The following is a 26,603-nucleotide window of genomic DNA, read 5'->3' on the forward strand; positions in this document are numbered from 1 at the left end:
GCCACCTCTGACTATTCGTTGACAGATAGTCAGACGTCTAATTAATATCGAAGGCATGACCTTCCGCGACCTCCTCGGCCTCCGCGACGTCCGGCTCCTCCTCGTCGGTCAGGGGCTGTCGTGGGTCGGCGACGCCTTCAACCCCATCGCCCTGTCGGTGGCGGTCGTCCTGTCCGGCGGGGGCGCGGCAGAGCTCGGCGTCATCCTGGCCAGCGGCGTCGTCGCGCGGCTGCTCTGCAGCCTCGTCGGCGGCGTGTGGGCCGACCGGGTGACGCCGCACCGCATCATGGTCGCCGCCGACCTCGCCCGGGCGGCCTCGGTCGGCGGCACGGCGGTCGCCTTCGCTGCCCTCGGCGAGCCGCCGGTCGCGCTGCTCGCAGCCCTCGCGGCGGTCACCGCCGGGGCGGGTGCCTTCTTCTTCCCCGCCTTCGTCTCGCTCCGGCCCCTCATCGTGCCGACCGTGGGCCTGCAGACCGCGAACGCCGCCATCAGCTTCCTGCAGTCGGGCGCCCAGCTGGCGGGCCCGGTCCTCGCGGGGCTCGTCGTCGCAGCCTTCGGCCCGGTGCCGGGCTTCACCGTCAACGCGCTGACCTTCGCGTGGTCAGCCGTCTGCGTCGCGCGGCTGCGGGCCCGCGCCGGCCACGTCCCGGCCCGCACGAGCCTGCTCTCCGAGGTGCGCGAGGGCCTGGCCGAGATCCGCAGCCGGGACTGGCTCTGGACGAGTCTCGTGTCGGCGGCGATGTTCCACGTCGCGAGCGGCGTCCTCATCGTCCTCGTCGAGGTGACGACGGTGCGCGACCTCGGCGGCGCGCACGCGCTCGGGCTCGTCACCGCGGCGCTGGGACTCGGCGGCCTCGTCGGCGGGCTCGTCGCGATGCGACTGCAGCCGCGCCGGATGCTGCTCTGGGCGTTCGTCGCCCTCGGCCTCTTCCCGCTCTTCCCGCTCGGGTTCGCCTGGCCCGGTGGGCTCCTCGCGATCCTGGCGCTCGCCCTCGTCGCCCAGGCGGGGCTGCTCTACTTCGACGTCGGCTGGCAGACCGCGATCCAGCAGGGCGTCCCGCACGACCGGTTGGCCCGCGTCGCCTCGTGGGACGTGCTCATCTCGTTCGTCGCCCTGCCCGTCGGCAACGTGCTCGCGGGACCGCTGAGCGAGCACTTCACGACGGACGCCCTGATGACGGCGATCGCTGTCTGGATGCTGGTCGCGGGGTGCTGTCCGCTCCTCGTGCGGAGCGTTCGCGGTTTCGTCCGTGACGGCGGCGCTCCGGCCGTCACGGACGAGACCGCAGGGACCGGTCAGGCCAGCGCGGCGATCGCGGCGTCGTAGTCCGGCTCCTGGCCGATGGCCGGGACGAGCTCGGTGTGCACCACGGTGCCGTCGGCCTCGACGACGACGACCGCGCGGGCCAGCAGCCCGGCGAAGCCGCCGTCCTCCATCCGCACGCCGTAGTCGTAGCCGAAGCCGGACCGGAACGAGGACGCCGCGACGACGTTCTCGATGCCCTCGGCGCCGCAGAAGCGGTTCAGGGCGAAGGGCAGGTCGGCCGAGACGCAGACGACGGTCGCGTTGTCGAGGCCCGCGGCGATCTCGTTGAAGCGGCGCACGCTCGTCGCGCAGACGCCGGTGTCGACGCTGGGGAAGATGTTGAGGACCACACGCTTGCCCGAGGGCAGCGTGACGTCGTCGCGCAGGTTCGTGCCGGTCAGCGTGTATGCCGGGGCGGGCGCGCCCACGGCCGGCAGCTCGCCGACGGTGTGGACGGGGGTGTCTCCGAGAGAGGTGGTGGCCATGGAGGTATCTAACACGGGTGCCCTGCACGGCACCGAGGGCCTACCGTCGCGGCATGCACGCTGACGGCGCGACCTGCCTGACGACCCGCTGCTTCTGCGAGCTCGTGCGCCCCGAAGGGATCGCGCAGCCCGCGAACGCCTGGTCGTCGCTGGCCTTCGTCGTGGCGGGCGTGGCTGCACTCGTGCTCCTGCGCCCGGCCACGCGACCCGAGCGCGTGCTCATGCCGCTCCTCGCCGTCGCCCTGGCCGCGGTCGGCGTCGGCAGCTTCGCCTTCCACGCGACCCTGACGCTGTGGGGCCAGTTCGTCGACGTCCTGCCCATGTATGCCGTGGGCTGCGTCCTGCTCGCGGGCGCCCTCGTGCGCCTCGGCCGGGTGACACCCCGCCGCGCCGCCGTCGGCGGGGTCGCCCTCCTCGTCGCGCTCGCCGTGCTGCTCTGGGTCTGGCCCGAGTCGCGCCGCGTCCTCTTCGCCGCCGTCCTGCTGCCCGGCATCGTCCTCGAGCTCGTCCGTGCGGGGCGTGCGGGTCGTGGGCGTGGTGCGGGAGGAGGCGCACGCTGGCTGCACGTCGGGCTGGGACTGCTCGTCACGGCATACCTGCTGTGGGTGCTCGACCAGGCGGGACTGTGGTGCGACCCGGGGAGCCCGCTCCAGGGGCACGCGGCGTGGCACGTGCTCGGCGCCCTCGCCGGGTGGTGCCTGGCCCGGCACTGGTCGGGCCGTAGGTTGGTGCCATGACCGAGTCGCCGCCCACGCCGGAGCAGCTGGAGCAGCACGCGCGGATCGTCTCGGTCGCGATGGACCTGGCGCGCGACGGCAGCACGGCCGAGCTCGCCGAGTTCCTCGACCACGGCTACCCCGTCGACCTGCCCGACCCGGCGGGCAACACGCTGCTCATGCTCGAGGCCTACCACGGGCACCTCGACACGGTCAGGTCGCTCGTCGGGCGCGGCGCCGACGTCGACCGGCGCAACGACCGCGACCAGTCTCCCGTCGCGGGCGCCATGTTCAAGGGCGAGGACGAGGTGGTGCGGGCGCTCGTCGCGGCCGGCGCCGACCTCGATGCCGGCTCGCCCACGGCCCGGGAGACGGCCCGCATGTTCGGGCAGCAGCACCTCATCGACGGACAGGAGTGACCATGGCCGACTCGCGCCAGCCCCAGCGCCCGCAGGACACCGGAGCGGGATCACGCTTCGTCATCAACCTCGTCGGCGTCATCGGCCTCCTCTTCGGCGTGCTGCCGATCGTGCGCTACCTGCTCGACCTGTCGCTCTTCGAGTTCACCGTGGCGCCCTACGAGTGGCTGCGGCTCGAGGGGGCGGCGCGCTTCCTCCCGCCCGCCATGGTGCTCGTCGTGTGCATCGTCGTCGCCTACCTCCTCGAGAAGCGCCTCACCCGCGACTGACCCCGTCCCGCGGCCGGCCCAAGGCTGGACGGACGATGACCGTCCGGGGACCAGCCCGTGATGTGATGTGGGCATGTCGGTCCGGGCCTCCCTCCTCGCCGCGCTCGTCGTCGGTTCGAGCCTGACGATGGCGGCCGCCCCGGCGGCCCACGCAGCCGCGGCCGCGGACCCCGTGACGCCGCAGGCGATCTCGGTGCCGGTCGGCGCCGAGCCCGACGGCACCGCGGTGCGCCTCGACGTCTCGGTGTGGCCGCAGGCGAGCGGCAAGCACCCGGTCGTCCTGCTGGCCCACGGCTTCGGGGGCACCAAGGACTCGGTCACGAGCCAGGCCAACGACCTGCACGACCGTGGCTACGTCGTCATCGCCTGGAGCGCCCGCGGTCACGGCCAGTCCGGTGGCCGCATCCACCTCAACGACCCGGCCTACGAGATCGCCGACGCCAGAACGCTGCTCGACCTCGCGGCCAAGCGTCCCGACGTCGAGCTCGACGCCCCGGGAGACCCGCGGTCCGGTGTCATGGGGGCCTCCTACGGCGGCGCGCTCGGCCTCATGCTGGCCGGGTCCGACCGCAGGGTGGACGGCGTCGTCTCGGCCATCACGTGGAACGACCTCGCCGACGCGTTCTTCCCGCAGGCCGCCGTCACGAGGCCGGCCACGACCGCGGCCGGCCGGTCCCCGATCGACGTCGCCGGGCCGTTCAAGCAGGTCTGGGCAACGAACTTCTTCCTGTCCGCCCTGCGCGGCGGTGGCCAGGGCGCCCAAGGCGCACAGGGTGCCCAGGCCGGCGGCCAGTCCGGCGGCGCCGCAGCCGGCGCCGCCCGCTGCGGCCGTTTCGACCCGACGATCTGCCGCCTCTTCGTCCAGGCCTCCGAGACCGGCACCGCCTCGCCCCAGCTGACCGCCCTGCTGCGGGCGCACAGCCCCAAGCCGACGATGAACGCCGTCACCGCGCCGACCTTCATCGTCCAGGGCGTCGGCGACTCCCTCTTCGGCCTCGACCAGGCCGACGCCAACGTGTCGGCGCTCGCTGCCAGCAGGACGCCGTATGCCGTCCGGTGGAGCGACGGCGGCCACGACGCCGCGAGCACGCACGAGACGGAGGAGCTCGACGCCTCCTACACGTGGCTCGACCACTACGTCCGCGACAAGGCCTCGGCGAGCCGGAGCGAGTCGGCCCTGCCCACGGCGGCCTTCACCTACGGCACGCCCGCCGGTCGGGCAGGCCAGCCGACGACGCTCCACACGCTCACGGCATACCCCGGCCTGTCGGGAGCGCCGCTCCAGACGCGTCAGCTGCCGCTGTCGACGACCTCGGGGACGCTGCTGCACCCGCCCGGTGGGCAGCCCGCGTCGCTCATCGCGGTGCCCGGTCTCGCGGCGCTCGGCGTCAGTCTCTCGACCTACCAGATCGCGGCGCTGCCGGGGCAGTCGACGGCGCTCGACACCGAGCCCGTCGCCGAGGCCACGACGGTCGTCGGGTCGCCGACGCTGCGCCTGACCGTCACCTCGGACACCCCCGACGTCACGCTCTTCGCCTCGGTGTGGCGGGTGACTGGTGGGTCGGTGACGCTGACCAACCCTCTCGTTGCCCCCGTGCGCCTCGCCGTGACGCCGGGCCGCCCGACGCCCGTGACGATCTCGTTGCCGGCGGCAACCTACGACCTGCCCGCCGGCACCCGGTGGCGCGTGCTGCTGACGAGCACCGAGTCGACCTACTCCAACTCGCGCACCCCCGCCGCCATCCGCATCTCCGACGCCTCCGCCCTGACGCTGCCCGTCGCGACCGGCGCCGCGGTCGGTGGTGCCGTCGCCGGCGGCGTCGACACCGAGACGCTCCTCGCGTCGGGTGCCCTCGTGCTGCTCCTGCTCCTCGCGCTCGGCGGCTGGCTCGTCCGCCGGCGCCGGCGCCGCCACCTCCCGGCCCGACCGGACCTCGCCGACATCCCGCTCGTCGTCGAGGGCCTCGTCAAGACGTATGCCGACGGGCACCGCGCCGTCGACGACGTGACGTGGCGCGCCGAGAAGGGCCAGGTCGTCGGGCTGCTCGGGCCCAACGGCGCCGGCAAGACGACGACGATGCGCATGGTCATGGGCCTCATCTCCTCCGACGCCGGCAGCGTCCACGTGCTCGGCGAGGCGGTCTCGGCCGGCTCGCGCGTGCTCGGCCGCGTCGGCGCCCTCATCGAGGGGCCGGGCTTCCTGCCGCACCTCACCGGGCGCCAGAACCTCGAGGCCTACTGGTCCGCGACGGGCCGGGCGCCCGAGGACGCCCACTTCGACGAGGCGCTCGACGTCGCCGCCCTCGGCGGGGCCGTCGACCGGCCGGTCAAGTCCTACAGCCAGGGCATGCGCCAGCGCCTCGGCATCGCGCAGGCCATGCTCGGGCTGCCCGAGCTGCTCATCCTCGACGAGCCGACCAACGGTCTCGACCCGCCCCAGATCGCGGCGATGCGCCCGATCCTGCGCCGCTACGCCGAGACCGGTCGCACCGTCGTCGTCTCGAGCCACCTGCTGGCCGAGGTCGAGATGACGTGCACGCACGTCGTCGTCATGCACGCCGGGCGGGTCATCACCCAGGGCCCCGTCGCCGAGCTCGTCGACAGCGACGACACGACGATCCTCGACCTGCCCGAGCACGTGGACCACGACGTCGTCAGTGCCGGGGTGCACGCGCTCGAGGCCGCCGACGGCGTCACCGAGGTGCGCGTCGACACCCCGACCCGGATCGTCGTCGTCGCCGACCGCGGCCGGGCCGAGGTCGTCGCGGCCGCCGTGACGGCGGGGCTGCCCGTCGTCGGCGTCAGCAGCCGCCGCCACCTCGAGGAGGTCTTCCTCGGGGTCATCTCGTCGGCCTCCGCCCCTGCGGCGGGCGCCGAGCCCGCCGACGATGGCGAGTCCCTCGTCGAACGACTCAGGCAGGTGAGGGCCCGATGAGCCAGACCCCCGACAAGCCCGAGCACGTGGCGGGCGAGGCGCTGCTCGAGGTCATCGAGCCGACGTCGGCCGCCGCGGGCAACGAGATCCACCAGGTGCGCGGCCCGCTCTCGTGGCGGTCCGAGCTGCGGCGCCAGTGGGGCAGGCGGCGCACGATCTGGGCCTTCGGCCTGCTGCTCGCGCTGCCGCTCGTCCTCGTGGGGTCGTTCGCCTTCGGGGAGCGGTCGGGCAACAGCGGCCGGGGCAGCGCCTCGAGCCGGATCTTCGACCTCGCCCAGAGCGGCGCCGCCAACTTCAGCCTCGTGCTCGTCTTCCTCGCCTCCGAGCTGCTTCTCGTGCTGCTCGCGGCGCTCTTCTGCGGTGACGCCGTGCCCTCGGAGGCGTCGTGGTCGTCGCTGCGCTACCTCCTCGTCGCCCCGGTCCAGCGGGCCCGGCTGCTCACGAGCAAGCTCGTGATCGGCATCGCCTCGACCCTGCTCGCCACGGTGCTGCTGCCGGCGTGGGGCCTGCTCGTCGGCGGCATCGCCTACGGCTGGGACCCGCTGACCAACCCGCTCGGCGAGAACCTCACGTGGGGGCAGTTCCTGCCGCGGCTCGCGCTGGCGATGGCCTACATCTTCGTGACGCTGCTGCCCATCGCGGCCATCGCCTTCTGGCTCGGCACGCGCTCCGACGCGCCGCTCGCCGCCGTCGGCGGAGCGGTGCTCGTCAGCATCCTGCTCAACATCCTCGACCAGCTCGACGCGCTCGACCCCTACCGCAACGCCTTCCCGGGGCACTACTCCCGGGCCTGGCAGGACGCCCTCGCCGTGTCGCCGGACTGGACCGACATGCTGCACGGCGCGCTGTGGGCGCTCGTCTGGGCGGTCGGCTTCACGATGCTCGCCTACCGCCGCTTCCGCCGCAGCGACATCCTCAGCTAGCCGCCCACCCGGCCGGGACGCACCCGGCCGGGCCACACGCATACGCCCTCGGCTGCGCCGACGAACGACCATTGCTGGTGGGCGACCCGCGACACGCGTTGCCGACGCGCGGCGACGGCCGCCTCGGTGGACCAATGGTCGTCGGTCGGCGGCCGACCTCCCGCGCGCGGCGTCAGAGCTTGGCGGCCTCGGGGATGATCCGCTCACCGATGAGCTCGAGCACCTCGGTGCTCGAGCCGTCGCCGATGCCGAGCTGCACGTGCGTCACGCCGAGCGCGGCGAGGTCGCGCAGGTGCTCGAGCGTCGCGTCGACCTTCTCGCCGTTCGGGCCCGGGTCGACCGGTCCCATGACGGTCTTCTCGATCTCGTCGTAGTCGCGGCCGAGGGCCTCGCAGTGCCCGCGGAGCACGTCGAGCTTGTGCGCGAGGTCGGGGCTGTCGAAGAGGTTGCAGGCCTGGGCGTACTGCGCCACGAGCCGCAGCGTCTTCTTCTCGCCGCCGCCGCCGATGAGGATCGGCGGGTGCGGGCGCTGGACGGACTGCGGCGAGTTGAGGGTGCGGCCGAGCTGGTAGTGCTTGCCGGCATACGGCCCGTCGTCGTCGCTCCACATCTGCAGGCAGATCTGCAGGGTCTCCTCGAGGCGCTCGAAGCGCTCGGCGGTGCCCGGGAAGGGCAGGCCGAGCCCGACGGACTCCTCCTCGTTCCAGGCGGCGCCGATGCCGAGCATCGCCCGGCCCTTGGAGAGCACGTCGAGCGTCGTGACCTCCTTGGCGAGCAGGCCCGGCTCGCGGTAGACGGCGGCCGTGACCCACGCGAGCAGCTGCACGCGCTCGGTGACCGCGGCAAGGTAGCCGAGCGCGGTGTAGGCCTCGAGCATCTCGTGCTCGGGCGGGCCGATCATCCCGATCTGCCACACGTGGTCCATGACCGAGATCTTCGTGAAGCCGACGTCCTCGGCGGTCCTGGCGGTGCGCCGGAGGTCGTCGACGAAGGTGGCCGAGCCGCCGCTCCACGTGAAGTTGGCGATGTGCAGTCCGAGGTCCATGCCTTGCACACTACGACTGCCCGCTGGGATCAGTCCGTGATGAGCGCCTCGATCTCGCGGGCGAGCACCTCGGGAACCTCGAGGGGTATGCCGTGTGCGATCCCTTCCAGGGCCACCTCCCGGGTGGCGCCCCCGGCCGCCGCGTAGCGCGTGAGGACGGCCCGCATCTGGGCCACCATCGGCTGCGGGGGCAGCACCTCGGCACCCGGCCAGCCGGGGACGGCGCCGAGCGAGCCCAGCGTCGCGAGGTCGAAGAGCGAGGTGTCGCTGACGACCTGGTCGGCGGTGCCGTGCACCCACGTGACCGGCGGCTTGCGCTCCAGGTCCACGATCGCCGTGGCGTCGAAGTGCGTGGGCGCCATGGTGTTGAGCACGCCCCGGTTGCCGGGCGCGAGACCCGGCCAGTTCTCCGACGGTGTCGAGTCGCCGGGGTAGAAGTCGTCACCGGTCCGCGTCAGGAGCAGCTCGTCGACGAGGAAGTCCTCGTCGACGTTGTCGGCGTTGGCGCCCGGGCCGTAGTAGGTGCGCATGACGACGCGCGGGCTGCTCTGCGGGTCCTGGTCGCCGGCGTCCTTCTCGCCGAGGCGCCGCACGAAGTCGGCACTGGCCGCGCCACCACCGGTGCTCGCGCCGTCGTCGGACGCGGGCGTGCCTGCGGCGTCGACGGTTCCGCCGAAACCGTGCGGTGACAGCGGTGCCACGAGGACGACGCTCGCGAGATCGTCGGGGTGCTCGATCATCAGCTGCTCGAGCACACCTGCGCCCATCGACCAGCCGGCCGCGATGACGCGGCACTCGTCGGCCAGGCCCAGTGCCTCGAGGAGGGCATGGACGTCCTCGACCATGTCGCCGAGTCCGCGGGTCGCGTCGATGGGCAGGGCGTCGGTGCGGCCGAAACCGCGGAGGTCGGGCGCGATGACCCGGACGTCGTCGGCGAGCTCGCAGAGGGCGTCGGCGACGTAGCGCCAGTAGCCGCCGGTGGACAGGTTGCCGTGCAGGAGCAGGATCGGGACGCCGTCCTCGGGGCCGCTCGACCACACGTTGGTGGTCAGCCGCGAGGTCTCGACGAGGCTGCAGGTGAACGACGACTCTGTCATGGCGGTCCTCTCGACGGGGGCGACCTGCCCTGTCTATCACCGCGGGAGCGCTCGGTCAGTGTGGTCGGACCACGCCTTCCGGCGCCGGCTCAGGCGTCGTCGGCCGTGGCCTTGAGCTGCGAGCCGGAAACGGGCGGCTGGGCGGACCACGGGAAGACGATCCAGCGGTCGGTCTGGCGCCACACGTAGTCCGCGGCCACGATCGAGCGCGGCTTGCCGTAGAGCACCGCGCTGCGACCCTCGGCGCCGTGCTTCTGGAGCAGCTCGAGCACGAGGGCGAGCGTGCGGCCGGAGTCGGCCACGTCGTCGACCACGAGGATCCGGCGGCCCCTGAGGCTGTCGGTGTCGAGGTGCGGGGCGAGCAGCACGGGGTCGGGCAGCGTCTCCTCGACGTCGGTGTAGAACTCGACGTTGATGGCGTCGGTGAGCTTGACGCCGAGGGCGTAGGACAGGCCGCCGCCGGGGATCAGGCCGCCGCGGGCCACGGCCACGAGGATCTCCGGGCGGAAGCTCGAGTCGGCCACGAGCTGGGCCAGCTCACGCACGGCGGTGCCGAAGCCGTCCCACGTCAGCACCTCCTTGTCGACGAGGGTCGAGGCGTCTGCGTGGTGGGCGGTCGTCATGCGGACGAGGCTAGCGACGTCGGGGGAGCGCCGTGTCTCGGGAGCCGAGGCTTCGGGCAGACTGAACGGGTGACCCCCGAGACCACCCGCCCGGCCAGACCGCTCCAGCCCTCGCGGCGCTCGCAGGTGGCGCCCTTCCAGGTCATGGACGTGCTCGACCGGGTCGCCGTCCTGCGGGCCGAGGGCCGCGACGTCGTGTCGCTCTGCGCCGGTGAGCCGTCGGGCGGCGCGCCGAGCCTCGTGTCCGAGGCAGCTGCGCGGATCCACGGGTCCGGCCGCGCCCTGACCTACACCTCGGCCCTCGGCATCCGGGAGCTGCGCTCCGAGATCGCCGCCCACTACGGCCGCTGGTACGGCCTCGACGTCGACCCGGCGCGCGTCGCCGTGACGACCGGCTCTTCCGGCGGCTTCGTGCTTGCCTTCCTCGCCGCCTTCGAGGCGGGCGACCGGGTGGCTCTGGCCCGCCCGGGCTACCCGGCCTACCGCAACATCCTCACATCGCTCGGCTGCGAGGTCGTCGAGATCGACTGCGGCCCCGAGACGCGCTACCAGCCGACGCCGGCGCTGCTCGACGCCGCGCAGGCCGACGGCCGGCTCGCCGGACTCATCGTGGCCTCGCCCGCCAACCCGACCGGCACGATGGTCGACCGCGCCGAGCTCGCCGCGATCACGGGGTGGTGCGCCGCCCGCGGGGTGCGCCTCGTCAGCGACGAGATCTACCACGGCGTCACCTATCCGGAGCCCGGTGCGCCCGACCCGCGCGGCGTCTGCGCGTGGGAGACCGACGACACCTCGATCGTCATCTCCTCGTTCAGCAAGTACTGGGGCATGACCGGCTGGCGCCTCGGCTGGATGCTGCTGCCCGAGGACCTCGTGCGCCCCGTCGACGCACTCGCCGGCAACGTCGCGCTGTGCCCTCCCGCGCCGGCGCAGTATGCCGCGGTGTCGGCCTTCGCGGAGGAGTCCTACCGTGAGTGCGACGAGGCCGTCGCCGAGTTCGCCGGCACCCGGAAGCTGTTGCTGCACAACGCTCCCCGTCTCGGTTGGGGAGAGTCCGCACCACCCGACGGCGCGTTCTACTACTGGGCCGACCTCGGGCCCCAGCTCGGTCGCTGGGGCGGCTCGGCGGCATACGCCAAGGCCCTGCTCGAGGAGGTGGGCGTGGCGATCACGCCCGGCGGCGACTTCGACGACCGTGCCGGTGCGCACTCGGTCCGGCTCAGCTTCGCGGCCGGCGCGACGGCGGTCGGTGAGGCGATCGGGCGGATCGAGGCGTTCAACGCGCGTTGACGTCGGCTCCCGCCCGGCGCGCGTCGGAGCCCCCGGCTGGCGGGGGCTCCGACCTCTCGTCACCTCTTTCCCGATGACTAGATGATGAGCAGTACCGCAGCGGTTACCGCTCCGGCGAGGCTCAGCGTTCCGAGCACGAAGCCCAGGACGGCACCGGTCGTCCAGTGGCCGGCCCGGTCGCGCACGCTGGCACCCAGCAGGGCGAAGCCTGCGGTGAGCAGCACGCCGCCCGCGATCCAGCTGCTGAGGTACCAGGCCGCACTCAGGCCTGCCAGGATCCACGTCGCCGGCACGAAGAACGTGTACGCGCCGAACGCCGCGACGAGGGCACCGATGATGATGAGCGTGTAGTCCACCGTGCGGTTGCGGAACAACCGGGGCAGACCCTGCTCAGTCCTCGTGGTCTGACTCTGTAGGAGCTGCGACATCGTCGTCACCTCCTTTCCATCTCTGACTCCAGCGTGTCTCGCCGTCCGCGCGGGCGTAAGAGGCCTTGGTCCCGAACTTGACGACCTGCCTCGCCGACCCTCGGTGAGCCGCTAGCGTCGGCGCATGGGGTGGTTCACCGACGTGGTGGCGTGGGTCCGGATCCGGACCGGCGCGGGGCCGCGCCCCGATCCGCCGGCACCGAGCCCGCCGGCTCCGGGTCAGCCCGGCCAGCCTGCGTCCGTCGACGCCGTCATCGCGCGCATGCGGCAGATCGACGGCTCGCTGACTCCTGACGACGGGGTCGGCGACTTCAACCGGATGTACCTCCGCGTCACCGAGCTCGTGCGCGACCGCCTCGTGGCGGGCTACTTCACCGACCCGGCCTTCGTCACGCGCCTCGACCTCGTCTTCGCCGGGCTCTACCTCGACGCCGTCGACGCGGCCGCACCCGACCCGTCGTGGGCACCGCTCTTCGCGAGCCGGCGCGAGCCCGGACGGGTGCCGATCCAGTTCGCGCTCGCCGGCATGAACGCCCACATCAACCACGACCTGCCGGTCGCGGTCGTCACGACGTGCCGCCAGCTCGGACTGACACCGGACAGCCCGGGCGTCGAGGACGACTACCGCCGCGTCAACGAGCTGCTCGCCGCCGTCCAGGAGGAGGTGCGGCGCTCCTTCCTCGACGGGGTGGCGCTCGCGGTCGACCGGCAGCTCGCAGGGCCGGTCGCCGACCTCGTCAGCGGCTGGAGCATCACCCGGGCGCGCGACGCGGCGTGGACGAACGCCCGGGTGCTGTGGTCGCTCGACGGCGCCGAGCCGCTGCGCACCGAGTTCCTCGCCACGCTCTCGCGCACCGTCGGCATGGCGGGCCGCTACCTGCTGACGCCGGTCGCGGACCTCGCTCCCGAGGCGCCGGGCAGCGGGCCGAGGTGAGACCGCGCGCCGGAGCGCGACGGGCCACCTCGACCCGCGGGCCTGGCCCGATCAGGCGTTGACGGGGACCGGCGTCAGCGTGCCGGTGCTGTCGGCGGTGCTGGTGCTGGTGCTCGTGCCGGCGAGGTCTGCGGCCGGACGGCGCTCCTCGGCGCGGCGGGTGTGCAGCGCGGCCCGCAGCCGCCACGCGCCGTAGACGGCGACGAGGCTGATCACGAGGTGCAGGGCGAGGAAGCCGTTGGCCAGGCCCATGCCGAGCAGGGCGCCCGCGACGAGCGGACCGACGGCCGAGAAGGTCGTCTGGATCGCCGTGAAGGTGCCGAGCGTCGTGCCGACGAGCCCGCGCGGCGCCAGGGTCGCGGTCAGCGGGTTGAGGACGGGCGCGTACATCGTCTCGCCCACGGCGAAGATGCCGAACGTCGTGACGAAGAGGGCCGACGCCACCTCGGGCGTCAGCTGCGCGACCGACAGCACGATCCACGACAGCGTCCAGATGGCGCCGACGACCATGAGCAGGCTGGCGGCGTTGCGGCGTGCCGTGAGCCGGACGACGACGACCTGCAGGACGACGATGACGACGCAGTTGACGGCGGCGGCGAGGCCGATGGCGGACTCGTCGACGTCGAGCACGGTCAGGGCGTAGGCCGGCAGGCCCGACTCGAACTGCGCGTAGAAGCCGAGCGCAAGGGCCACGGCGACGACCGCGGTCCAGCGCAGGGCCGGCACGGCGAAGATGCGGCGGAGGGCGTCCATCGTGCTGAGGCGGGTCTCCGCCTCACCGGCGGCGAGGTCGGGGGCGACCTCGCTCGGCGCGCCGATGCCGGCGACGTGGATGAGCACGGCCGAGATCGCGAAGCCGGCTCCGGCGGCGATGAACGCGAAGGTCATGCCGTCGGTGCGGGAGAGGTCGACGAACTGACCCGCGACGAAGGCGCCGACCGCCATGCCGATGGCCTCGGCCGTGAACTTGTAGGCGAAGACCTTGCGGCGGTCGTCGCTCCCGGCCCAGCGCAGCACGAGCACCGACGCGGCCGGACCGGCGGCGGTCAGGCCGAAGCCGAAGACGAACATGCCGACGAGGAAGGCGGGGGCCGACTGCGCCCAGATGAGCCCACCGACGCCGAGGGCCGCGAGGAGCTTGGCCACGACGGCGACGGCGACCGGGTTGAAGCGGTCGCTCAGCCGACCCGCGAAGGGCGCGGCGACGAGGGCGCCGACCGAGAAGAGGGTGCTGGCCAGAGCGGCAGCGAGCGCGCCCCACCCGCGGGTGTTGGCGGCATACGCGTACTGGTAGGGCAGCACGGTGCCCCATCCGAGCATGCCGATGGACGACGCGAGGATGAGCAGCTTGGTGCGCATGGGTTTCACACCCTTTCTGGGATGGGGAAGGCGGACCGGGAAGTCAACGCAGCTTCGGCATCGAATATTTCGTCATCGAAGTTCGACTTCGAAAGAGTAGCAGCAGCCCCGGTCAGTGCGACAATGCGTTCCCATGGCAGCCAAGCGACGACGGACCGCCCAGCAGGAGCACGCCGCGGACGTCGCGACCTATGTCGCGGCCGGCGGTGAGGAGTCGGTCCAGCGCGTCATCACCGCGCTGTTCTCGGTGACCAAGAAGCTCGACCAGTGGTACGTCCGGCAGTTCGCCGACCTCGACCTCACCCAGGGGGAGTGGTCGGTGCTCGCCGCGCTGGCCCGTGCCGGGGACACCTGCCTCACGCCGAGCCAGCTCGCCGACCTGTCCAACGTCGCGCCGTCGTCGATGACGCACCGGCTCGACAAGATGGCCGGGCGCGGCCTGCTCCAGCGGCGGCCCGACGAGTCCAACCGCACGCGCACCCTCGTCTCGCTGACCACGGACGGCTGGGCCCTCTTCAGCGCCGCGGTGCGCGAGTCCAACGTCGTCGAGAGCGACACGCTGCGCGACCTGTCCGACACCGAGCGCCACGAGCTCGCCCGGCTGCTCGAGATCGTCATCGCCGGACTCGACGACATCGAGGCCTGAACCGTCTGGCGGAGTCCCTGCTGTCCTACCGGGTCGAGCCGGTTGAGCCGGCCGGGGGCGTGGACCACGGGATGCGCCCGTCCGGGTCGCCCGACGAGGAGTCCAGCAGCGGCGCGTCCCACAGCAGACGCGGGTCGGCGACGATCGCGAGCAGCTCCGCCTTCGACGGCAGGGGCGCCGTCGTCGCGGTCAGCGAGTTGCCCCCCTCGCGCGCCGTCACGGAGACGTAGGCCGTGCGCCCGTCGGCGTAGGTGAGACTGGCGGCGCGGGTCGTGCCGGTGCTGCCGTAGTGGAGGCGAGACCCGTCGGGCTCCCGGCGCACCAGCCGGCACACGGAGGGCGAGTCGGTGAACTCGCCGCCGCAGTCCAGGGTGGCCGTCGGGCCCTCGTCCCGCAGGAAGCGCGCGCTGGCCGAGCCGACGTGCACGCCGCCCAGCGACGTGGACCCCTTTCGCCCCCAGGCGATCGTGATCTCGAACCGCGCGATCTTCGAGTCCTTCATGCTGGTGCGGGTGCCGGAGCCGGACGAGCCGTCACCCCAGCCCCCGAGGTAGCGGCCGGCGCCGGAGGCGTGCGCCTGCACGACGGCGGCCATCCGGGCACCCAGCAGATCGGTCGTCAGCGACGCGGGGGTGGTCTCGGGGGTGCCCGGCGGCGTGCTCGTCGCGGGGAGAGGCGTGCTCCGGGTGACCGCGGCGGTCGCGGCGGCCGAGCGGGCCGGGCCGGGCGTCGGAGCCCCACCGCCCTGCACCCAGAGCCCGCCGGCGACCGCGACGGCGGTGACGGACGCCGCGGCGCCGGCCAGCACCCGCGACCGGGCGTTGCGGCGCGCGGCCCGACCCCGCGCGAGGTCGTCGGCGGGGTCGAAGTGCTCCGCGGGGGCGGCGTCACGCAGGCGTGCGAGCCCGTCTCGCACCTGCTTCTCGATCGTGTCGGTCATCGCGGCACCTCCTGCCGGTCGAGCGCATGCTCCGTGTCTGTGGGCTGGTCGGCGGATGACGGGTCGGCCGGCGACAGGGCCCTGGCCAGGTGCGCCAGCCCCTTGGACGTCTGGCTCTTGACGGTCCCGCTCGAGATCCCGAGCAGGTCGGCGGTCTCGGCGACGCCGAGGTCCCACAGGTAGCGCAGGACGACGACCCGCCGCATCGCAGGCGGCAGGGCAGCGAGGGCGTCGGCCAGCTGGTCGCGGTCCTCGACAGCAGCCCCGTCGGCGCGCGCGGCCAGGTCGGGCAGGTCGTCGCCGGCCGACCGCTCCCGCCTCCACCACGGTCGACGGGTCAGGTCGACGTGCGCGTTGACGAGCACCCGTCGTGCGTAGGCGTCCTGCGCGGACATGGCCGCAACGCGCGGCCACGCGACGTAGAGCTTGGTGAGCGTCGTCTGGACGAGGTCCTCGGCCGTGGCGGGGTCGCCGCACAGCACCAGGGCGGAACGCCGCAGGTGCTCACGGCGGCCCTGGACGTACCGCGTGAACTGCTCGTCGCGTTCAGACATGTCTCCCCTGTGCTGCGGTGCGGCGCCGGCCACGGTTGCTGCCGTGGCCGGCCCGACGTCCGACGGGTCCCCCTGCGGGCCCGTCACCCCTTGAACGTAGCGACGCCGCTCGCGGTTGCCTCGCCGTCGCACGTCGTTCGTGCGGCCGCCGCCAGGGTGGTCGGTGCCTTCGGCGTCGTCGGGCGCTCAGGCGTCGGCGGGGGAGTCCATCGTGACGACGACCTTGCCACCCTTGGTGCGGCCCTGACCGACGTGGGCCATCGCCTCGAGGGTCTGGTCGAACGGGAAGACCCGGTCGACGACCGGCCGCAGCGTCCCGGCGTCGTACAGCCGGCCGAGCTCCCGCAGCCGGGCGCCGTCAGCGCGCATGAAGAAGAACTCGTAGCGCACGCCCAGCGCCTTCGCCTGCCGGCGCACCTTCCGGCTCAGCAGGCTCATGGCGACCCGGAGCGCGGACGGCGCGCCGAGCTGCTCGGCGAAGTGCGCGTCAGGTGGTCCGGCCACGCCGATGGCGAGGCCGCCGGGCTTGAGGACGGTCAGGGACTTCTCGAGGTTCTGTCCTCCCAGCGAGTCGACGACGAGGTCGTAGCCGGACAGGACCTGGGAGAAGTCCTGCCTCGTGTAGTCGATGACGAGGTCGGCGCCGAGGGACTCGGCCAGCTCGGCGGTCGCTCCGGAGGTGGTGGTGGCGACGACGGCCCCGAGGTGCTTGGCGAGCTGGATCACCGTCGAGCCGAGTCCGCCCGCGCCCGCGTGCACCAGTACCTTCTGGCCGGGCAGCACGTGCGCACGCTCGACGAGGATCTGCCACGCGGCCAGGGCCACGAGTGGCACTGCGGCTGCCTGCTCGAAGGTGAGGGAGGACGGCTTCGGTGCGACGTCGTCCTGGTCGATCGCGACGTACTCGGCGAAGGTGCCGATGCGGAGGTCGCGCGGGCGCGCGTGCACCGCGTCGCCGACGCGGAACCCGTCGACGTCGGCGCCGACGGCGGTCACGACGCCGGCGACGTCGTGACCCAGCACGAACGGACGTCTGCGCTTGATCAGTCGCTTGAACTCGCCGTCGCGGGTCAGCGCGTCCAACGGGTTGATGCTGGCCGCGCGGGCCCGGACGAGGACGTCGCGCCGACCCGGGACGGGCTCGGGCACCTCCGCGGCCCGCAGGCCCTCCTTGCCGCATGCGTCGACGACGAATGCCTTCATGGGTCGTGGTCCTCTCGCGGAGTCGTGGTCAGTCATCGAGGAAGGCCACGGCTTCTGGGACGAAGTCGGCGTGGTGCTGGAAGATGCCGCCGTGTCCGGCGTCGGGGTAGAGCGCGAGCCGGGCGTCGGGGAGTCGACGTGCGAGGTCTGCGGAGTTGTGGCTGGGCACCATCCGGTCCTGGTCGCCGTTGGCGACGAGCACCGGAAGCCGCAGGCGCGAGAGGTCCGTCGGCTGCTGCACGCCCCAGCGGTGGATGGCCTTGAGGTGGGCCCGGAACGACGGGACGGAGATTGCGGTGTCGCGGTCGTGGGTCCGCTCCTCGAGCCGTGCCAGGAACGCTCGCGCCTCCGACCTGCCGTGAGGAGTGGTCGTGAAGAAGAGGTAGTACTTCGCGTCGCGGAACGTCAGCGCCCCTCGGACGACGTCCAGGGCGGTGAGGCGCGTGACCTTGTCGATGCCGGCGCCTCCGGCGGGGCCGGTGCCGGCGAGGATCATCCGGCGCACGAGGTTCGGGTGCTCCTCGGCGATGACCTGGGCCACGAAGCCGCCCATCGAGAAGCCGAGCAGGTCGACCTCCTCGAGGCCGAGGGCCCTGATGAAGGCGACGGCGTCCGTGGCCATCTCGGCGATCGTGCTCGGTGTCCGGCCGCCCGATGCGCCGACGCCGCGGTTGTCGAAGGTGATGACGCGGCGGTGCGCGGCGATGCCGTCGACGACGCGTGGGTCCCAGTTGTCGAGGATGGCCGCGAGGTGGTTGAGCAGGATCACCGGGGTGCCGGTCCTCGGCCCGAGGTCCCGGTAGGCGAAGGCGGTGCCCTCGACGTCCACCATCTGGGTGGGGACCTCGCGGTGCGTGGGGTGGACGGACATGGCGCTCCCGGACTCGAATAAAAGTATGGTCATACTTTAAAGCGGGAGTGCCGAGAGGGCAAGTGGCTCGTCGTCACGCGGCCAGGACTGACAGGGCGTTTCGGATGCCTGCCTCGAGAACGGTGTTCGACAGCTGCCGGTCCGACAGGGCTCGGGCCAGCTGCATCGAGCCCACGAGCATCGTGAACAGCGACAGGGCCACGTCTCGCGCCGACTCGGGATCCTCGGGGGAGAGGCGGAGGCAGATCTCGCGCAGGATGGCCTTGGTCCCGGTCGTGTAGGCCTTCTTGGTCTCTCCGGTGCACCGCCCGACCTCGTCGAGGAGTGCTGCCGACGGGCAGCCCTCGTCGGGATGGTCGCGGTGGGCGCGCGAGAGGTACTGGCGCACGAACAGCTCGAGCCCGACCCGGCCGGGCGGCAGCTCGCTGAGCTCGGTGACCTGTCGGCCGACCTGGTCCCCGACGACGGCCGCGACGAGGTCGTCCTTGGAGTCGAAGTGCGCGTAGAAGGCTCCGTTGGTCAGTCCGGAGTCCGCCATCAGCGTCGCGACGCCGGACCCGTCGATCCCGTCCGTCTTGAAGCGTCGACCCGCGGCCTCGATGATGCGCTGACGCGTCGCCGCCTTGTGCTCACTGCTGTACCTCGCCACGTGTCACCCTCCTGTTCGTCGGCACCCGCCGCACGTGCGGCGCAATTGTATGCCGATCGTCATACGAAGGATCGAGAGCGTGGAGTGCGGCGGGTGCGCGGGAGCGGGCCGGCGCTCACATGTGGTCAGGGATCCCCCGGGCGTAGCGTCCCCTCCATGAACAGCAACGGGCAGCCGGTCGCCCTCGTCACCGGAACCTCCTCGGGCATGGGCCTGCACACCGCCGTCGAGCTCGCCCGCCGCGGCCTCACGGTGGTCGCGACGATGCGCGACACCTCGCGCGCCACCGCCCTCACCGACGCCGCCGCCGAGGCCGGCGTCGAGCTCGACGTGCGGGCCCTCGACGTCACCGACCACGAGGCCGCCCGGTCGTGTGTCGACGGCGTCCTCGCCGACCACGGCCGCCTCGACGTCCTCGTCAACAACGCCGGCCGGGGTACCGTCGCGACGGCAGAGCAGCTGAGCCTCGACGAGATCCGTGACCAGTTGGAGGTCAACTACCTCGGCCCCGTTGCGCTGACCAAGCTCGTCCTGCCGCGCATGCGCGAGGCCGGCTCCGGCACGGTCCTCACGGTCACGAGCGTCGGCGGCGCCGTCGGCCAGCCGTTCGCCGACGCCTACTGCGGCGCGAAGTTCGCCGTCGAGGGCTTCATGCAGTCGCTCGCCGTCGTCATGCTCCCGCACGGTGTGCACGTCTCGGTCATCGAGCCTGCCGCCGTCGCGAGCGACTTCGTCGGCAACGTGGCCCGTCCCGAGGCCCCCGCGTCCACCGACTCCAGGGACCCGTATGCCGCCCAGCTCGACGCCTACCTCGCGCGGTCCGCGGGCGCCTTCGCCAATGCGCAGTCCTCGCGCGACGCCGCCGTGGCCATCGCCGACGCCGCGACCTCGACCGACTACCGCTTCCGCTGGCAGACCTCCGAGGGCGCCACGGCCTTCGTCGGGATGTCGCTCGCCGACACGGACGGCAGTCGCGTGCTCGGGGCGACCCGCTCCTGGATCGAGCCCGCCCCGAACTAGGCTCTGGCGGGTGAGCTACCGCAGGCCCGTCCCGACGATCGGCGACCCGTCGTCGGCCGCCGAGCGGGCTGCGGCGCCCGACGCCTGGGCCCTGCGCGACGACCTCGCCTCGCTCGAGCGGGTCGTCGGCGCCCGCCGCGACATCCGCCGCTTCCGGCCCGACCCGGTGCCCGACGACGTGCTGACCGCCGTGCTGACCGCGGGCCATCGCGGCCCGTCGGTCGGGCACAGCCAGCCGTGGCGCTTCGTCGTCGTCACCGAGGCGGCCACCCGCGACGCGGCGGCCCTGATGGCCGACCGCTGCCGCCTGCGCCAGGCCGCCGGCATGGCCGAGGAGTCGGCACGCGGCCTGCTCGACCTGCGCCTCGAGGGCATCCGCGAGGCGCCCCTCGGCATCGTCGTGGCCTGCGACCGGCGCACCCCGGCCGCCGGTGTGCTCGGCCGCGCCACCTTCCCCGACGCCGACCTCTGGTCGTGCGCCGCCGCCATCGAGAACATCTGGCTCACCGCCCGCGCCCACGGGCTCGGCCTCGGCTGGGTCACGCTCTTCGAGCCGGCCGAGCTGGCCGAGCTGCTCGGCCTGCCCGACGGCGTCGAGACCCTCGGCTGGCTCTGCCTCGGCTGGCCCGACGAGCGACCGCCCGAGCCCGGGCTCGAGCGCGCCGGGTGGAGCCGGCGCCTGCCGCTCGACCAGGTCGTCATGCGCGAGCGCTGGACCGAGCGCGACGCCCCAACCTCCCACCTGCGCGCGCCCGAGCCCGCCGACGTCGTCGCCGCCCGCGACCGCTCGGACGACCTGCTCACCGTGCCCGGCTCGCTCGGGGTCCTCGACACCGTCCTCGACCGCGTCACCGCGCTGACCGCCGTGGACGGTCGGGGCACCCTCGTCGTGGCGGCCGCGGACCACGGCGTCACGGCATACGACATCAGTGCCTTCGACCCGACGGTCACCGCCGACGTCGCCCGCGCCACCCGCGAGGGCACGTCGATGGGCGCCGTCGCCGCCCGCGCCGCCGACCTCGACGTCGAGCTCATCGACGCCGGGATCGGTTGTCGCAGAGGCGATCTCGTGACCACCGACGCGCTCGACGAGATGGCGTATGCCGGCCTGCTGGCCCTCGGACGCGAGCGCGGCCGCGCGCTGGCCGGATCCGGACCGGTGGCGCTCGGCGAGGTCGGCGTCGGCAACACGACCGTGGCGGCCGCCCTGGCCGCGGCGCTGCTCGAGGTCCCGGCCGGCGAGGTCGTCGGTCGTGGGTCGTCCGCCGACGCCGCGATGATCGAGCGCAAGCACGACGTCGTGGAGCGGGCGCTCGCCCGGGTGGGTCGGGTGTCGGCCGCCGATGCCGTCCGGCGACTGGGCGGCGGCGAGCTCGCCGTCCTCACCGGGGTGGTGCTCGGCGTCGCGGAGGCCGGCGGTGTCGTCGTGCTCGACGGGCTCGCCACGTCGGTGTGCGCGCTCGCCGCGGTGCGCCTCGAGCCGGCCGTCGCCGCGCACCTCGTCGCCGGGCAGCGGTCGCGTGAGAAGGCCCACGCCCTCGTGCTGCGCGAGCTGGGCCTCGAGCCCCTGCTCGACCTGCGGATCCGTGCGGGAGAGGGCGTCGGGGCGGTGCTCGCGACGGGCCTGCTCAAGGACGCCCTCGAGCTGCGCCGAGGCGTCGCGCGCACGTCCCGGGTTTGAGTCAGGCGGGACCTCCCGCCTAGTTTGGGGTGGTTGTCCAACTGCCGAACTGCCCTCACGAGGGGCTGGGAGAACCGCATGTCAACACAGACCCAGGGCCGACCGCCGACACCGAACGTGGGCGGAGGCGCCGACGACCGCGCCTTCCTCGGACACCCCAAGGGCCTCTCGACCCTCTTCTTCGTGGAGCTGTGGGAGCGCTTCTCCTACTACGGGATGCGCGCCATCCTGCTCTACTTCCTCATCGACACCGCGGCCAACGGCGGCCTCGGCATCGACGAGACGACGGGCACCGCGGTCGTCGCCATCTACGGCGCGTCCGTCTACCTGCTCTCGATCATCGGTGGCTTCACCGCCGACCGGCTCTTCGGTGCCCGGCGCTCGACGCTCTACGGCGCCGTCGTCATCATGGCGGGCCACGTCTGCCTCGCCCTGCCGACGGCGGCCACGGCCTGGCTCGGCATCGCGCTCGTCGCGCTCGGCACCGGTCTGCTCAAGCCCAACGTCTCCGCGATGGTCGGCACGCTCTACAAGCCCGAGGACGCCCGCCGCGACGGTGGCTTCTCGATCTTCTACATGTCGATCAACATCGGCTCGTTCTTCTCGCCACTCGTCGTCGGCTGGCTGCGCGAGCACTACGGCTACCACGCCGGGTTCTCCGCCGCCGCGGTCGGCATGGCCATCGCGATCGTGTGGTTCGTCGTGGGCCGCAAGGCGCTCGGCCGGGCCGTCGACGACGTGCCGAACCCGCTCGCCCCGGAGGAGCGCGGCCGCGTCACCGCCCTCGCCGTCGGTGCCGTCGTCGCCTTCGCGCTCGTCGTCGTGCTGGCCGGCCTGTGGCGCGACACCGTGCTCGACCAGGTCATCGACGCCATCTCGATCGTGGCCGTGCTGACCCCGATCGCCTACTTCACGATGATGTTCCGCAGCCCCAAGGTCGAGCGTGAGGAGCGGTCGCACCTCGCCGCCTACCTGCCGCTGTGGATCGGCGCGATGCTCTTCTGGATGATCTTCGAGCAGGCAGCCGGCAAGATGGCGCTCTTCGCCGCGAACAACACGGTCAAGGAGACGGCCGGCATCACGGTCAACCCCGAGTGGTTCCAGTCGATCAACCCGCTCGCCATCGTGCTGCTCGCCCCGATCTTCGGCTGGATCTGGACCAAGCGCGCCGGCCGTTCGCCGTCGACCCCGATGAAGTTCGTCCTCGGTGTCGCCATCATCGGCCTGTCGGCGCTCGCCATGTCGTGGGCGTTCGCGACGTTCCAGGGCAACACCGCGCCGGTCTACATCCTCGGTGGCGTCTTCGTCATGCAGACGGTCGCCGAGCTGTGCCTCTCGCCGGTCGGCCTCTCGGCCACGACGCGCCTCGCCCCCCGCGCCTTCGCGAGCCAGGCCATGGCGCTGTGGTTCCTCGGCAGCGCGGCCGGCCAGGCCATCGCCGCCCAGCTCATCCAGGCGATGGGCGGTCTCAGCGACGCGACGTACTACCTCGTCAACGGGGTCATCACGCTCGTCGTGGCGGGGGTGCTCCTCGCCCTCGTGCCGTGGATCCATCGCAAGATGTCGACCGCCGAGGTGCACGCGACCTCGGCCGCGACCTCCGACACGGTCTCGGCGCACTGACGTGATCATCACCCTCGCCGGCGTCATCCCAATGGTCCACGAGACCGCCTGGGTGGCGCCGAGCGCCGACCTCGTCGGCGCCGTCGACCTGCGCGCCGGCTCGAGCGTCTGGTACACCGCGGTGCTCCGCGCCGACTTCGACCCGATCGTCCTCGGCGAGCGCAGCAACCTGCAGGACGGCGTCGTGGTGCACACCGACGCCGGGCACCCGACGACCATCGGCGCCGGCGTCTCCGTCGGTCACCGCGCCGTGCTCCACGGCTGCACCATCGAGGACGACTGCCTCATCGGCATGGGCTCGGTCGTGCTCAACGGCGCGCACATCGGCGCGGGCAGCCTCGTCGCCGCCGGCGCCGTCGTGCCCGAGGGAGCCGTCATCCCGCCGAGGTCGCTCGTCGCCGGCGTGCCGGGGAAGGTCCGCCGCGAGATCGACGACCCAGGCCTCGCCCGCATCCAGGCCAACGCCGAGGTCTACCTCGAGCTCGCCCGCCGCCACCGCGAGGCCACGCGCGCCTGAGAGCCGGCCACCCGGCATACGCCCTCGGTTCGAGGTGATCCCGACAGCGACGCAACTGCCGCGATCACCTCGACCGCGCAGCACGACCCTCTGGTTCGAGGTGATCGCGCGAGCGACGCGGGTGCCGCCATCACCTCGAACGGGCGGTCAGCGGAGCAGCAGGACCGCGGCCACGACGCCGGCGACGACGACGAGCACCCGGAAGAGCGTCGGCGGCAGGCGCCGGCCGACCCGCGCCCCCACGTAGCCCCCGACGACCGACCCGGCCGCGAGCAGCGCGATGGCCCGCCAGTCGAGGTCGGCGACGGTGACGAAGACGAGCCCCGCGACGACGTTGCCGGCGAAGATCGCGAGCGTCTTGAGCGCGTTGACGACTCGCAGGTCGATGTCGAGGCCCAGCCCGAGCACGGCGACCATCATGACGCCCGACCCGGCGCCGAAGTAGCCGCCGTAGACGCCCGTCAGCAGCGCGAAGAACGTCGTCACCGGACCCATCCGCGTGCGCGGTCCGACGTCGTCGCCCACGCGCGAGCGCAGCCAGCGGGCGACCCACGGCTGCACGCCGACGAGCAGGCACGTGAAGAGGATGAGCCACGGCACGACGGCCTCGAAGACGCTCGAGGGCAGCGCCAGCAGCAGCGCCGCGCCGCCGACCGCGCCGATCGCGCACGTGACGACGACGGTCCACGCGACCCGCGGGTGCTCGCGCAGCTCGGCGCGGTAGCCGTAGGACCCGCTGACCCCCGCCGGCACGAGCCCGACGGTGTTGGACGCGTTGGCCACGACCGGCGGCAGTCCGACGGCGAGCAGGATCGGGAAGCTGACGAGCGAGGCGACCCCGACCGTCGAGGTGAGGACCCCGGCCGCGAGACCCGCGCCGAGGACGGCGAGCACCTCGGGCAGCGTGCCGACCGGCGTCACGTCCCGTCTCTCAGCACCGCCACGTCGCTGACCATGGCGACGTGGGCGTGCATCGCGTCGGCGGCGGCCTCGGGGTCGCCCGAGCGGATCGCGTCGGCGATGGCCCGGTGACCGGCGAGGGAGTCGGCGGGACGGCCGGGCTGCGAGAGCGACTCGATGCGCGTCTCGCGGATGAGGTCGCGGATCTCGTCCATGAGGCGGGCGAGCAGGAGCGAGTGGGCGGCGGCCGTGACGGCCCCGTGGAAGCGCTCGTCGCCCTCGACCCCGCGCCCGCCTGCCTCCACGTCGCGCGCCATCTCGGCGATCGCCTCGTCGATGCGGGCGAGGTCGTCGGCTGTGCGGCGCTCGGCGGCGAGGGCGGCGATCTTCGTCTCGAGGGCGTCGCGGGTGTCGATGATCTCGGGGAGCCGGTGAGCATGGGCGCGGATCGCCTCGACGATCCGGCGCGGCCCGGGCGACTCGGCGAGCACGGTGCCGTCCCCGTGGCGGACGGTGACGACGCCGATGACCTCGAGGGCGACGAGGGCCTGGCTCAGGGTGGCGCGGCTGACGCCGAGACGCTGCGCGAGCTCGCGCTCCGGGGGCAGCCGGTCGCCCGGCGCGAGCCCGTCGGCTCGGATCCAGGCGGTGATCTGCTCGGCCACCTGCTCGTAGAGCCGGGTCCTCGTGAGGCGCGGCAGCCCCGATGCTGACATGGGGACATAGTATTGACAGTCGGACCATTGACCTATTGGCTAGGCCACTGAGCCAGCCATGTGCCTCGTCACAAGGGCGTGGAACCAGGCGAGCTGGCCGTGACCGACGGAGGACACCAATGGGACCGGAATGGGTCTCCATCATCGCGCTCGTCGCACTCTTCGTGATCGGGACGCTCCTGCCGATCAACATGGGAGCCCTCGCCTACGTGGCGGCCTGGCTCGTCGGCGTCTACTCGCTCGGCCTGAGCGAGAAGGAGATCCTCGCCGGCGTCAGCGGTGACCTCGTCCTCACGCTCATCGGCGTCACCTACCTCTTCGCCATCGCCAAGAACAACGGCACCGTCGACCTCATCGTCAGGTCGGCGGTCAAGGCCGTCGGTGGCCGGGTCGCGCTCATCCCCTGGGTGATGTTCTTCGTGACGGCGCTGCTCACGGCCATCGGCGCCGCCAGCCCGGCCGCGTGCGCCATCATCGGGCCGATCGCGCTCGGCTTCGCGGCGCGCTACAAGATCAACCCGCTCCTCATGGGCATGTTCGTCGTGCACGGAGCGCAGGGCGGCGGCTTCTCGCCGATCAGCATCTACGGCACGATCACCAACTCCGTCATGAAGGACAACGGCCTCCCGTCGAGCGAGATGACGGTGTTCCTCGCGAGCCTCGCCGTCAACCTGCTCATGGCCGTCATCCTCTTCGTCGTCCTCGGCGGCCGCCGCCTCATGAGCCTGCGCGCCGACGACATCGACGGGGAGCTCGCCGACGAGGAGCTCACCGAGGAGCTGCACCACGGCGGCGTCGGCGTCATGACGCGCGGCACCGGCACCGTCACGGCGACCCGCACGCAGGCCCTCGGCGTCAAGCGCGACCAGGTGCTGACGCTCGTCGCCTTCACCCTCGTCGCCGTCGTCGCGCTCGCCTTCGACAAGAACATCGGCTTCGTCTCGATCACGGCCGCCGTCATCCTCGCGATCCTCTCGCCGATCCAGCACAAGGACGCCGTCAAGCAGGTCGCGTGGCCGACCGTCCTCCTCGTCGCCGGTGTGAGCACGTATGCCGCCGTGCTGACCGAGGCGAAGGCGCCCGAGTTCGTGGGCAACTGGGCCGCAGGCCTGGGCGCCGTCGTCATCGGCGCGCTCGTGCTCTGCTACGTCGGTGGTGTCGTGTCGGCGTTCGCCTCCTCGACGGCGCTGCTGCCGGTCATCATCCCCATCGCCGTGCCGCTCATCAGCAGCGGCGGCATCGGGGCGGCGACCTTCGTCGCGGCGCTCGCGATCAGCTCGACCATCGTCGACGTCAGCCCGTTCTCGACCAACGGCGCCCTCATGCTGGCGAACCGGCCCGACACGATCACCGAGCCGGTGTACTACAAGCAGATCCTCACCTACAGCGTCATCGTGGTCCTCGCCGGCCCGTTGCTCGTGTGGGCCGCCCTGATCCTCCCCGGATGGTGACCG

General features: G+C 72.8%; 27 protein-coding genes. 14 read left to right on the forward strand and 13 right to left on the reverse strand.

What is annotated here, in order from left to right:
• Window positions 1-55 precede the first annotated feature (55 nt).
• A complete protein-coding gene (locus tag IEY30_RS07135) occupies window positions 56-1,327 on the forward strand; it encodes an MFS transporter (protein ID WP_052358845.1) in 1,272 nt (423 codons plus the stop codon).
• On the opposite strand, the gene tpx is transcribed toward IEY30_RS07135, so the two are convergent.
• Window positions 1,297-1,791, reverse strand: coding sequence for a thiol peroxidase (gene tpx, locus IEY30_RS07140; RefSeq protein WP_030201524.1), 495 nt, complete (start codon window positions 1,789-1,791; stop codon window positions 1,297-1,299). The two genes, IEY30_RS07135 and tpx, sit on opposite strands and share 31 nt — an antisense overlap.
• Window positions 1,792-1,844: 53 nt before the next feature.
• Here tpx and IEY30_RS07145 point away from each other — a divergent pair, with 53 nt between their 5' ends.
• From IEY30_RS07145 to IEY30_RS07165, 5 genes are all read left to right on the forward strand, one after another.
• Entirely contained in the window at window positions 1,845-2,528 is a 684-nt protein-coding gene (locus IEY30_RS07145; RefSeq protein WP_052358846.1) for a ceramidase domain-containing protein, read from the forward strand.
• Window positions 2,525-2,926 carry an ankyrin repeat domain-containing protein gene (locus IEY30_RS07150; protein ID WP_030201530.1) on the forward strand — a complete coding sequence of 134 codons (402 nt, stop codon included), beginning with the start codon at window positions 2,525-2,527 and terminating at the stop codon, window positions 2,924-2,926. Before IEY30_RS07145 ends, IEY30_RS07150 begins: the two co-directional genes overlap by 4 nt.
• 2 nt (window positions 2,927-2,928) lie before the next feature.
• Complete coding sequence (locus tag IEY30_RS07155; RefSeq protein WP_030201532.1) at window positions 2,929-3,195, forward strand: hypothetical protein; 267 nt, start codon at window positions 2,929-2,931, stop codon at window positions 3,193-3,195.
• 73 nt (window positions 3,196-3,268) lie between these two features.
• On the forward strand, window positions 3,269-6,130 hold the full coding sequence (locus IEY30_RS07160; protein WP_229674880.1) for an alpha/beta fold hydrolase: 2,862 nt from the start codon (window positions 3,269-3,271) through the stop codon (window positions 6,128-6,130).
• Window positions 6,127-7,053 (forward strand): DUF2705 family protein, encoded by a 927-nt coding sequence (locus IEY30_RS07165; protein WP_030201537.1) that lies wholly within the window; start codon window positions 6,127-6,129, stop codon window positions 7,051-7,053. The genes IEY30_RS07160 and IEY30_RS07165 overlap by 4 nt, the downstream gene beginning before the upstream one ends.
• A 172-nt stretch (window positions 7,054-7,225) precedes the next feature.
• Here the strand turns inward: IEY30_RS07165 and IEY30_RS07170 are convergent, their stop codons facing one another.
• The 3 genes from IEY30_RS07170 to IEY30_RS07180 all read right to left on the reverse strand — a co-directional run bounded on the left by IEY30_RS07170 (window position 7,226) and on the right by IEY30_RS07180 (window position 9,818).
• Window positions 7,226-8,098: an LLM class F420-dependent oxidoreductase gene (locus IEY30_RS07170; protein WP_030201540.1), complete on the reverse strand. Its 873-nt coding sequence runs from the start codon at window positions 8,096-8,098 to the stop codon at window positions 7,226-7,228.
• Window positions 8,099-8,127: 29 nt separating this feature from the next.
• Window positions 8,128-9,195: an alpha/beta hydrolase gene (locus tag IEY30_RS07175; protein ID WP_030201543.1), complete on the reverse strand. Its 1,068-nt coding sequence runs from the start codon at window positions 9,193-9,195 to the stop codon at window positions 8,128-8,130.
• An 89-nt stretch (window positions 9,196-9,284) separates the two neighbouring features.
• On the reverse strand, window positions 9,285-9,818 hold the full coding sequence (locus IEY30_RS07180; protein ID WP_030201546.1) for a phosphoribosyltransferase: 534 nt from the start codon (window positions 9,816-9,818) through the stop codon (window positions 9,285-9,287).
• Window positions 9,819-9,962: 144 nt separating this feature from the next.
• On the opposite strand from IEY30_RS07180, the gene IEY30_RS07185 reads away from it, so the two are divergent.
• Entirely contained in the window at window positions 9,963-11,108 is a 1,146-nt protein-coding gene (locus IEY30_RS07185) for an aminotransferase class I/II-fold pyridoxal phosphate-dependent enzyme (RefSeq protein ID WP_373286681.1), read from the forward strand.
• Between the two features lie 77 nt (window positions 11,109-11,185).
• Here the strand turns inward: IEY30_RS07185 and IEY30_RS07190 are convergent, their stop codons facing one another.
• On the reverse strand, window positions 11,186-11,482 hold the full coding sequence (locus IEY30_RS07190; protein WP_030201554.1) for a hypothetical protein: 297 nt from the start codon (window positions 11,480-11,482) through the stop codon (window positions 11,186-11,188).
• A 178-nt stretch (window positions 11,483-11,660) separates the two neighbouring features.
• Between IEY30_RS07190 and IEY30_RS07195 the strand changes: the two genes are divergently transcribed.
• On the forward strand, window positions 11,661-12,470 hold the full coding sequence (locus IEY30_RS07195) for a DUF5995 family protein (protein ID WP_030201557.1): 810 nt from the start codon (window positions 11,661-11,663) through the stop codon (window positions 12,468-12,470).
• A 51-nt stretch (window positions 12,471-12,521) separates the two neighbouring features.
• Here IEY30_RS07195 and IEY30_RS07200 read toward each other — a convergent pair whose 3' ends face one another.
• On the reverse strand, window positions 12,522-13,829 hold the full coding sequence (locus IEY30_RS07200; protein WP_229674881.1) for an MFS transporter: 1,308 nt from the start codon (window positions 13,827-13,829) through the stop codon (window positions 12,522-12,524).
• Window positions 13,830-13,962: 133 nt separating this feature from the next.
• Here IEY30_RS07200 and IEY30_RS07205 point away from each other — a divergent pair, with 133 nt between their 5' ends.
• Window positions 13,963-14,475 carry a MarR family winged helix-turn-helix transcriptional regulator gene (locus IEY30_RS07205; RefSeq protein WP_030201563.1) on the forward strand — a complete coding sequence of 171 codons (513 nt, stop codon included), beginning with the start codon at window positions 13,963-13,965 and terminating at the stop codon, window positions 14,473-14,475.
• Window positions 14,476-14,500: 25 nt separating this feature from the next.
• Here IEY30_RS07205 and IEY30_RS07210 read toward each other — a convergent pair whose 3' ends face one another.
• From IEY30_RS07210 to IEY30_RS07230, 5 genes are all read right to left on the reverse strand, one after another.
• Window positions 14,501-15,415: a hypothetical protein gene (locus IEY30_RS07210; protein WP_030201566.1), complete on the reverse strand. Its 915-nt coding sequence runs from the start codon at window positions 15,413-15,415 to the stop codon at window positions 14,501-14,503.
• Complete coding sequence (locus IEY30_RS07215; protein ID WP_030201569.1) at window positions 15,412-15,969, reverse strand: SigE family RNA polymerase sigma factor; 558 nt, start codon at window positions 15,967-15,969, stop codon at window positions 15,412-15,414. The genes IEY30_RS07210 and IEY30_RS07215 overlap by 4 nt, the downstream gene beginning before the upstream one ends.
• 186 nt (window positions 15,970-16,155) lie before the next feature.
• The gene (locus IEY30_RS07220; protein WP_030201571.1) at window positions 16,156-17,172 is read right to left on the reverse strand and encodes an NADP-dependent oxidoreductase; all 1,017 of its coding nucleotides are present in this window, start codon (window positions 17,170-17,172) and stop codon (window positions 16,156-16,158) included.
• Window positions 17,173-17,200: 28 nt separating this feature from the next.
• Window positions 17,201-18,043, reverse strand: a complete 843-nt coding sequence (locus IEY30_RS07225) for an alpha/beta fold hydrolase (protein ID WP_030201574.1) — start codon at window positions 18,041-18,043, stop codon at window positions 17,201-17,203.
• A gap of 73 nt (window positions 18,044-18,116) precedes the next feature.
• Window positions 18,117-18,692 (reverse strand): TetR/AcrR family transcriptional regulator, encoded by a 576-nt coding sequence (locus tag IEY30_RS07230; protein WP_030201577.1) that lies wholly within the window; start codon window positions 18,690-18,692, stop codon window positions 18,117-18,119.
• A gap of 156 nt (window positions 18,693-18,848) precedes the next feature.
• On the opposite strand from IEY30_RS07230, the gene IEY30_RS07235 reads away from it, so the two are divergent.
• The 4 genes from IEY30_RS07235 to IEY30_RS07250 all read left to right on the forward strand — a co-directional run bounded on the left by IEY30_RS07235 (window position 18,849) and on the right by IEY30_RS07250 (window position 23,533).
• Window positions 18,849-19,712, forward strand: a complete 864-nt coding sequence (locus tag IEY30_RS07235; RefSeq protein ID WP_030201579.1) for an SDR family oxidoreductase — start codon at window positions 18,849-18,851, stop codon at window positions 19,710-19,712.
• 10 nt (window positions 19,713-19,722) lie between these two features.
• The gene (bluB, locus tag IEY30_RS07240) at window positions 19,723-21,393 is read left to right on the forward strand and encodes a 5,6-dimethylbenzimidazole synthase (protein ID WP_030201583.1); all 1,671 of its coding nucleotides are present in this window, start codon (window positions 19,723-19,725) and stop codon (window positions 21,391-21,393) included.
• A gap of 78 nt (window positions 21,394-21,471) precedes the next feature.
• Window positions 21,472-23,016, forward strand: a complete 1,545-nt coding sequence (locus IEY30_RS07245; protein WP_030201590.1) for a peptide MFS transporter — start codon at window positions 21,472-21,474, stop codon at window positions 23,014-23,016.
• 31 nt (window positions 23,017-23,047) lie between these two features.
• A complete protein-coding gene (locus IEY30_RS07250) occupies window positions 23,048-23,533 on the forward strand; it encodes a gamma carbonic anhydrase family protein (protein WP_052358863.1) in 486 nt (161 codons plus the stop codon).
• Between the two features lie 147 nt (window positions 23,534-23,680).
• On the opposite strand, the gene IEY30_RS07255 is transcribed toward IEY30_RS07250, so the two are convergent.
• Together IEY30_RS07255 and IEY30_RS07260 are read right to left on the reverse strand one after the other, a co-directional pair.
• Window positions 23,681-24,454 (reverse strand): sulfite exporter TauE/SafE family protein, encoded by a 774-nt coding sequence (locus tag IEY30_RS07255; protein ID WP_030201592.1) that lies wholly within the window; start codon window positions 24,452-24,454, stop codon window positions 23,681-23,683.
• Window positions 24,451-25,149: a FadR/GntR family transcriptional regulator gene (locus IEY30_RS07260; protein ID WP_030201595.1), complete on the reverse strand. Its 699-nt coding sequence runs from the start codon at window positions 25,147-25,149 to the stop codon at window positions 24,451-24,453. Before IEY30_RS07260 ends, IEY30_RS07255 begins: the two co-directional genes overlap by 4 nt.
• A 119-nt stretch (window positions 25,150-25,268) precedes the next feature.
• Between IEY30_RS07260 and IEY30_RS07265 the strand changes: the two genes are divergently transcribed.
• Window positions 25,269-26,600 carry an SLC13 family permease gene (locus IEY30_RS07265; protein ID WP_030201598.1) on the forward strand — a complete coding sequence of 444 codons (1,332 nt, stop codon included), beginning with the start codon at window positions 25,269-25,271 and terminating at the stop codon, window positions 26,598-26,600.
• Window positions 26,601-26,603 lie beyond the last annotated feature (3 nt).

Origin of the sequence: Terrabacter tumescens (genome assembly GCF_014646815.1) — a bacterium.
Lineage (GTDB): Bacteria > Actinomycetota > Actinomycetes > Actinomycetales > Dermatophilaceae > Terrabacter > Terrabacter tumescens.

What these genes read in the sequence shown, in the direction of transcription:
- IEY30_RS07135 (WP_052358845.1), top strand. Translation starts at nt 56, where the DNA reads ATGACCTTCCGCGACCTCCTCGGCCTCCGCGACGTCCGGCTCCTCCTC.
- tpx (WP_030201524.1), bottom strand. Translation starts at nt 1,791, where the DNA reads ATGGCCACCACCTCTCTCGGAGACACCCCCGTCCACACCGTCGGCGAG.
- IEY30_RS07145 (WP_052358846.1), top strand. Translation starts at nt 1,845, where the DNA reads ATGCACGCTGACGGCGCGACCTGCCTGACGACCCGCTGCTTCTGCGAG.
- IEY30_RS07150 (WP_030201530.1), top strand. Translation starts at nt 2,525, where the DNA reads ATGACCGAGTCGCCGCCCACGCCGGAGCAGCTGGAGCAGCACGCGCGG.
- IEY30_RS07155 (WP_030201532.1), top strand. Translation starts at nt 2,929, where the DNA reads ATGGCCGACTCGCGCCAGCCCCAGCGCCCGCAGGACACCGGAGCGGGA.
- IEY30_RS07160 (WP_229674880.1), top strand. Translation starts at nt 3,269, where the DNA reads ATGTCGGTCCGGGCCTCCCTCCTCGCCGCGCTCGTCGTCGGTTCGAGC.
- IEY30_RS07165 (WP_030201537.1), top strand. Translation starts at nt 6,127, where the DNA reads ATGAGCCAGACCCCCGACAAGCCCGAGCACGTGGCGGGCGAGGCGCTG.
- IEY30_RS07170 (WP_030201540.1), bottom strand. Translation starts at nt 8,098, where the DNA reads ATGGACCTCGGACTGCACATCGCCAACTTCACGTGGAGCGGCGGCTCG.
- IEY30_RS07175 (WP_030201543.1), bottom strand. Translation starts at nt 9,195, where the DNA reads ATGACAGAGTCGTCGTTCACCTGCAGCCTCGTCGAGACCTCGCGGCTG.
- IEY30_RS07180 (WP_030201546.1), bottom strand. Translation starts at nt 9,818, where the DNA reads ATGACGACCGCCCACCACGCAGACGCCTCGACCCTCGTCGACAAGGAG.
- IEY30_RS07185 (WP_373286681.1), top strand. Translation starts at nt 9,963, where the DNA reads ATGGACGTGCTCGACCGGGTCGCCGTCCTGCGGGCCGAGGGCCGCGAC.
- IEY30_RS07195 (WP_030201557.1), top strand. Translation starts at nt 11,661, where the DNA reads ATGGGGTGGTTCACCGACGTGGTGGCGTGGGTCCGGATCCGGACCGGC.
- IEY30_RS07200 (WP_229674881.1), bottom strand. Translation starts at nt 13,829, where the DNA reads ATGCGCACCAAGCTGCTCATCCTCGCGTCGTCCATCGGCATGCTCGGA.
- IEY30_RS07205 (WP_030201563.1), top strand. Translation starts at nt 13,963, where the DNA reads ATGGCAGCCAAGCGACGACGGACCGCCCAGCAGGAGCACGCCGCGGAC.
- IEY30_RS07210 (WP_030201566.1), bottom strand. Translation starts at nt 15,415, where the DNA reads ATGACCGACACGATCGAGAAGCAGGTGCGAGACGGGCTCGCACGCCTG.
- IEY30_RS07215 (WP_030201569.1), bottom strand. Translation starts at nt 15,969, where the DNA reads ATGTCTGAACGCGACGAGCAGTTCACGCGGTACGTCCAGGGCCGCCGT.
- IEY30_RS07220 (WP_030201571.1), bottom strand. Translation starts at nt 17,172, where the DNA reads ATGAAGGCATTCGTCGTCGACGCATGCGGCAAGGAGGGCCTGCGGGCC.
- IEY30_RS07225 (WP_030201574.1), bottom strand. Translation starts at nt 18,043, where the DNA reads ATGTCCGTCCACCCCACGCACCGCGAGGTCCCCACCCAGATGGTGGAC.
- IEY30_RS07235 (WP_030201579.1), top strand. Translation starts at nt 18,849, where the DNA reads ATGAACAGCAACGGGCAGCCGGTCGCCCTCGTCACCGGAACCTCCTCG.
- IEY30_RS07245 (WP_030201590.1), top strand. Translation starts at nt 21,472, where the DNA reads ATGTCAACACAGACCCAGGGCCGACCGCCGACACCGAACGTGGGCGGA.
- IEY30_RS07250 (WP_052358863.1), top strand. Translation starts at nt 23,048, where the DNA reads ATGGTCCACGAGACCGCCTGGGTGGCGCCGAGCGCCGACCTCGTCGGC.
- IEY30_RS07260 (WP_030201595.1), bottom strand. Translation starts at nt 25,149, where the DNA reads ATGTCAGCATCGGGGCTGCCGCGCCTCACGAGGACCCGGCTCTACGAG.
- IEY30_RS07265 (WP_030201598.1), top strand. Translation starts at nt 25,269, where the DNA reads ATGGGACCGGAATGGGTCTCCATCATCGCGCTCGTCGCACTCTTCGTG.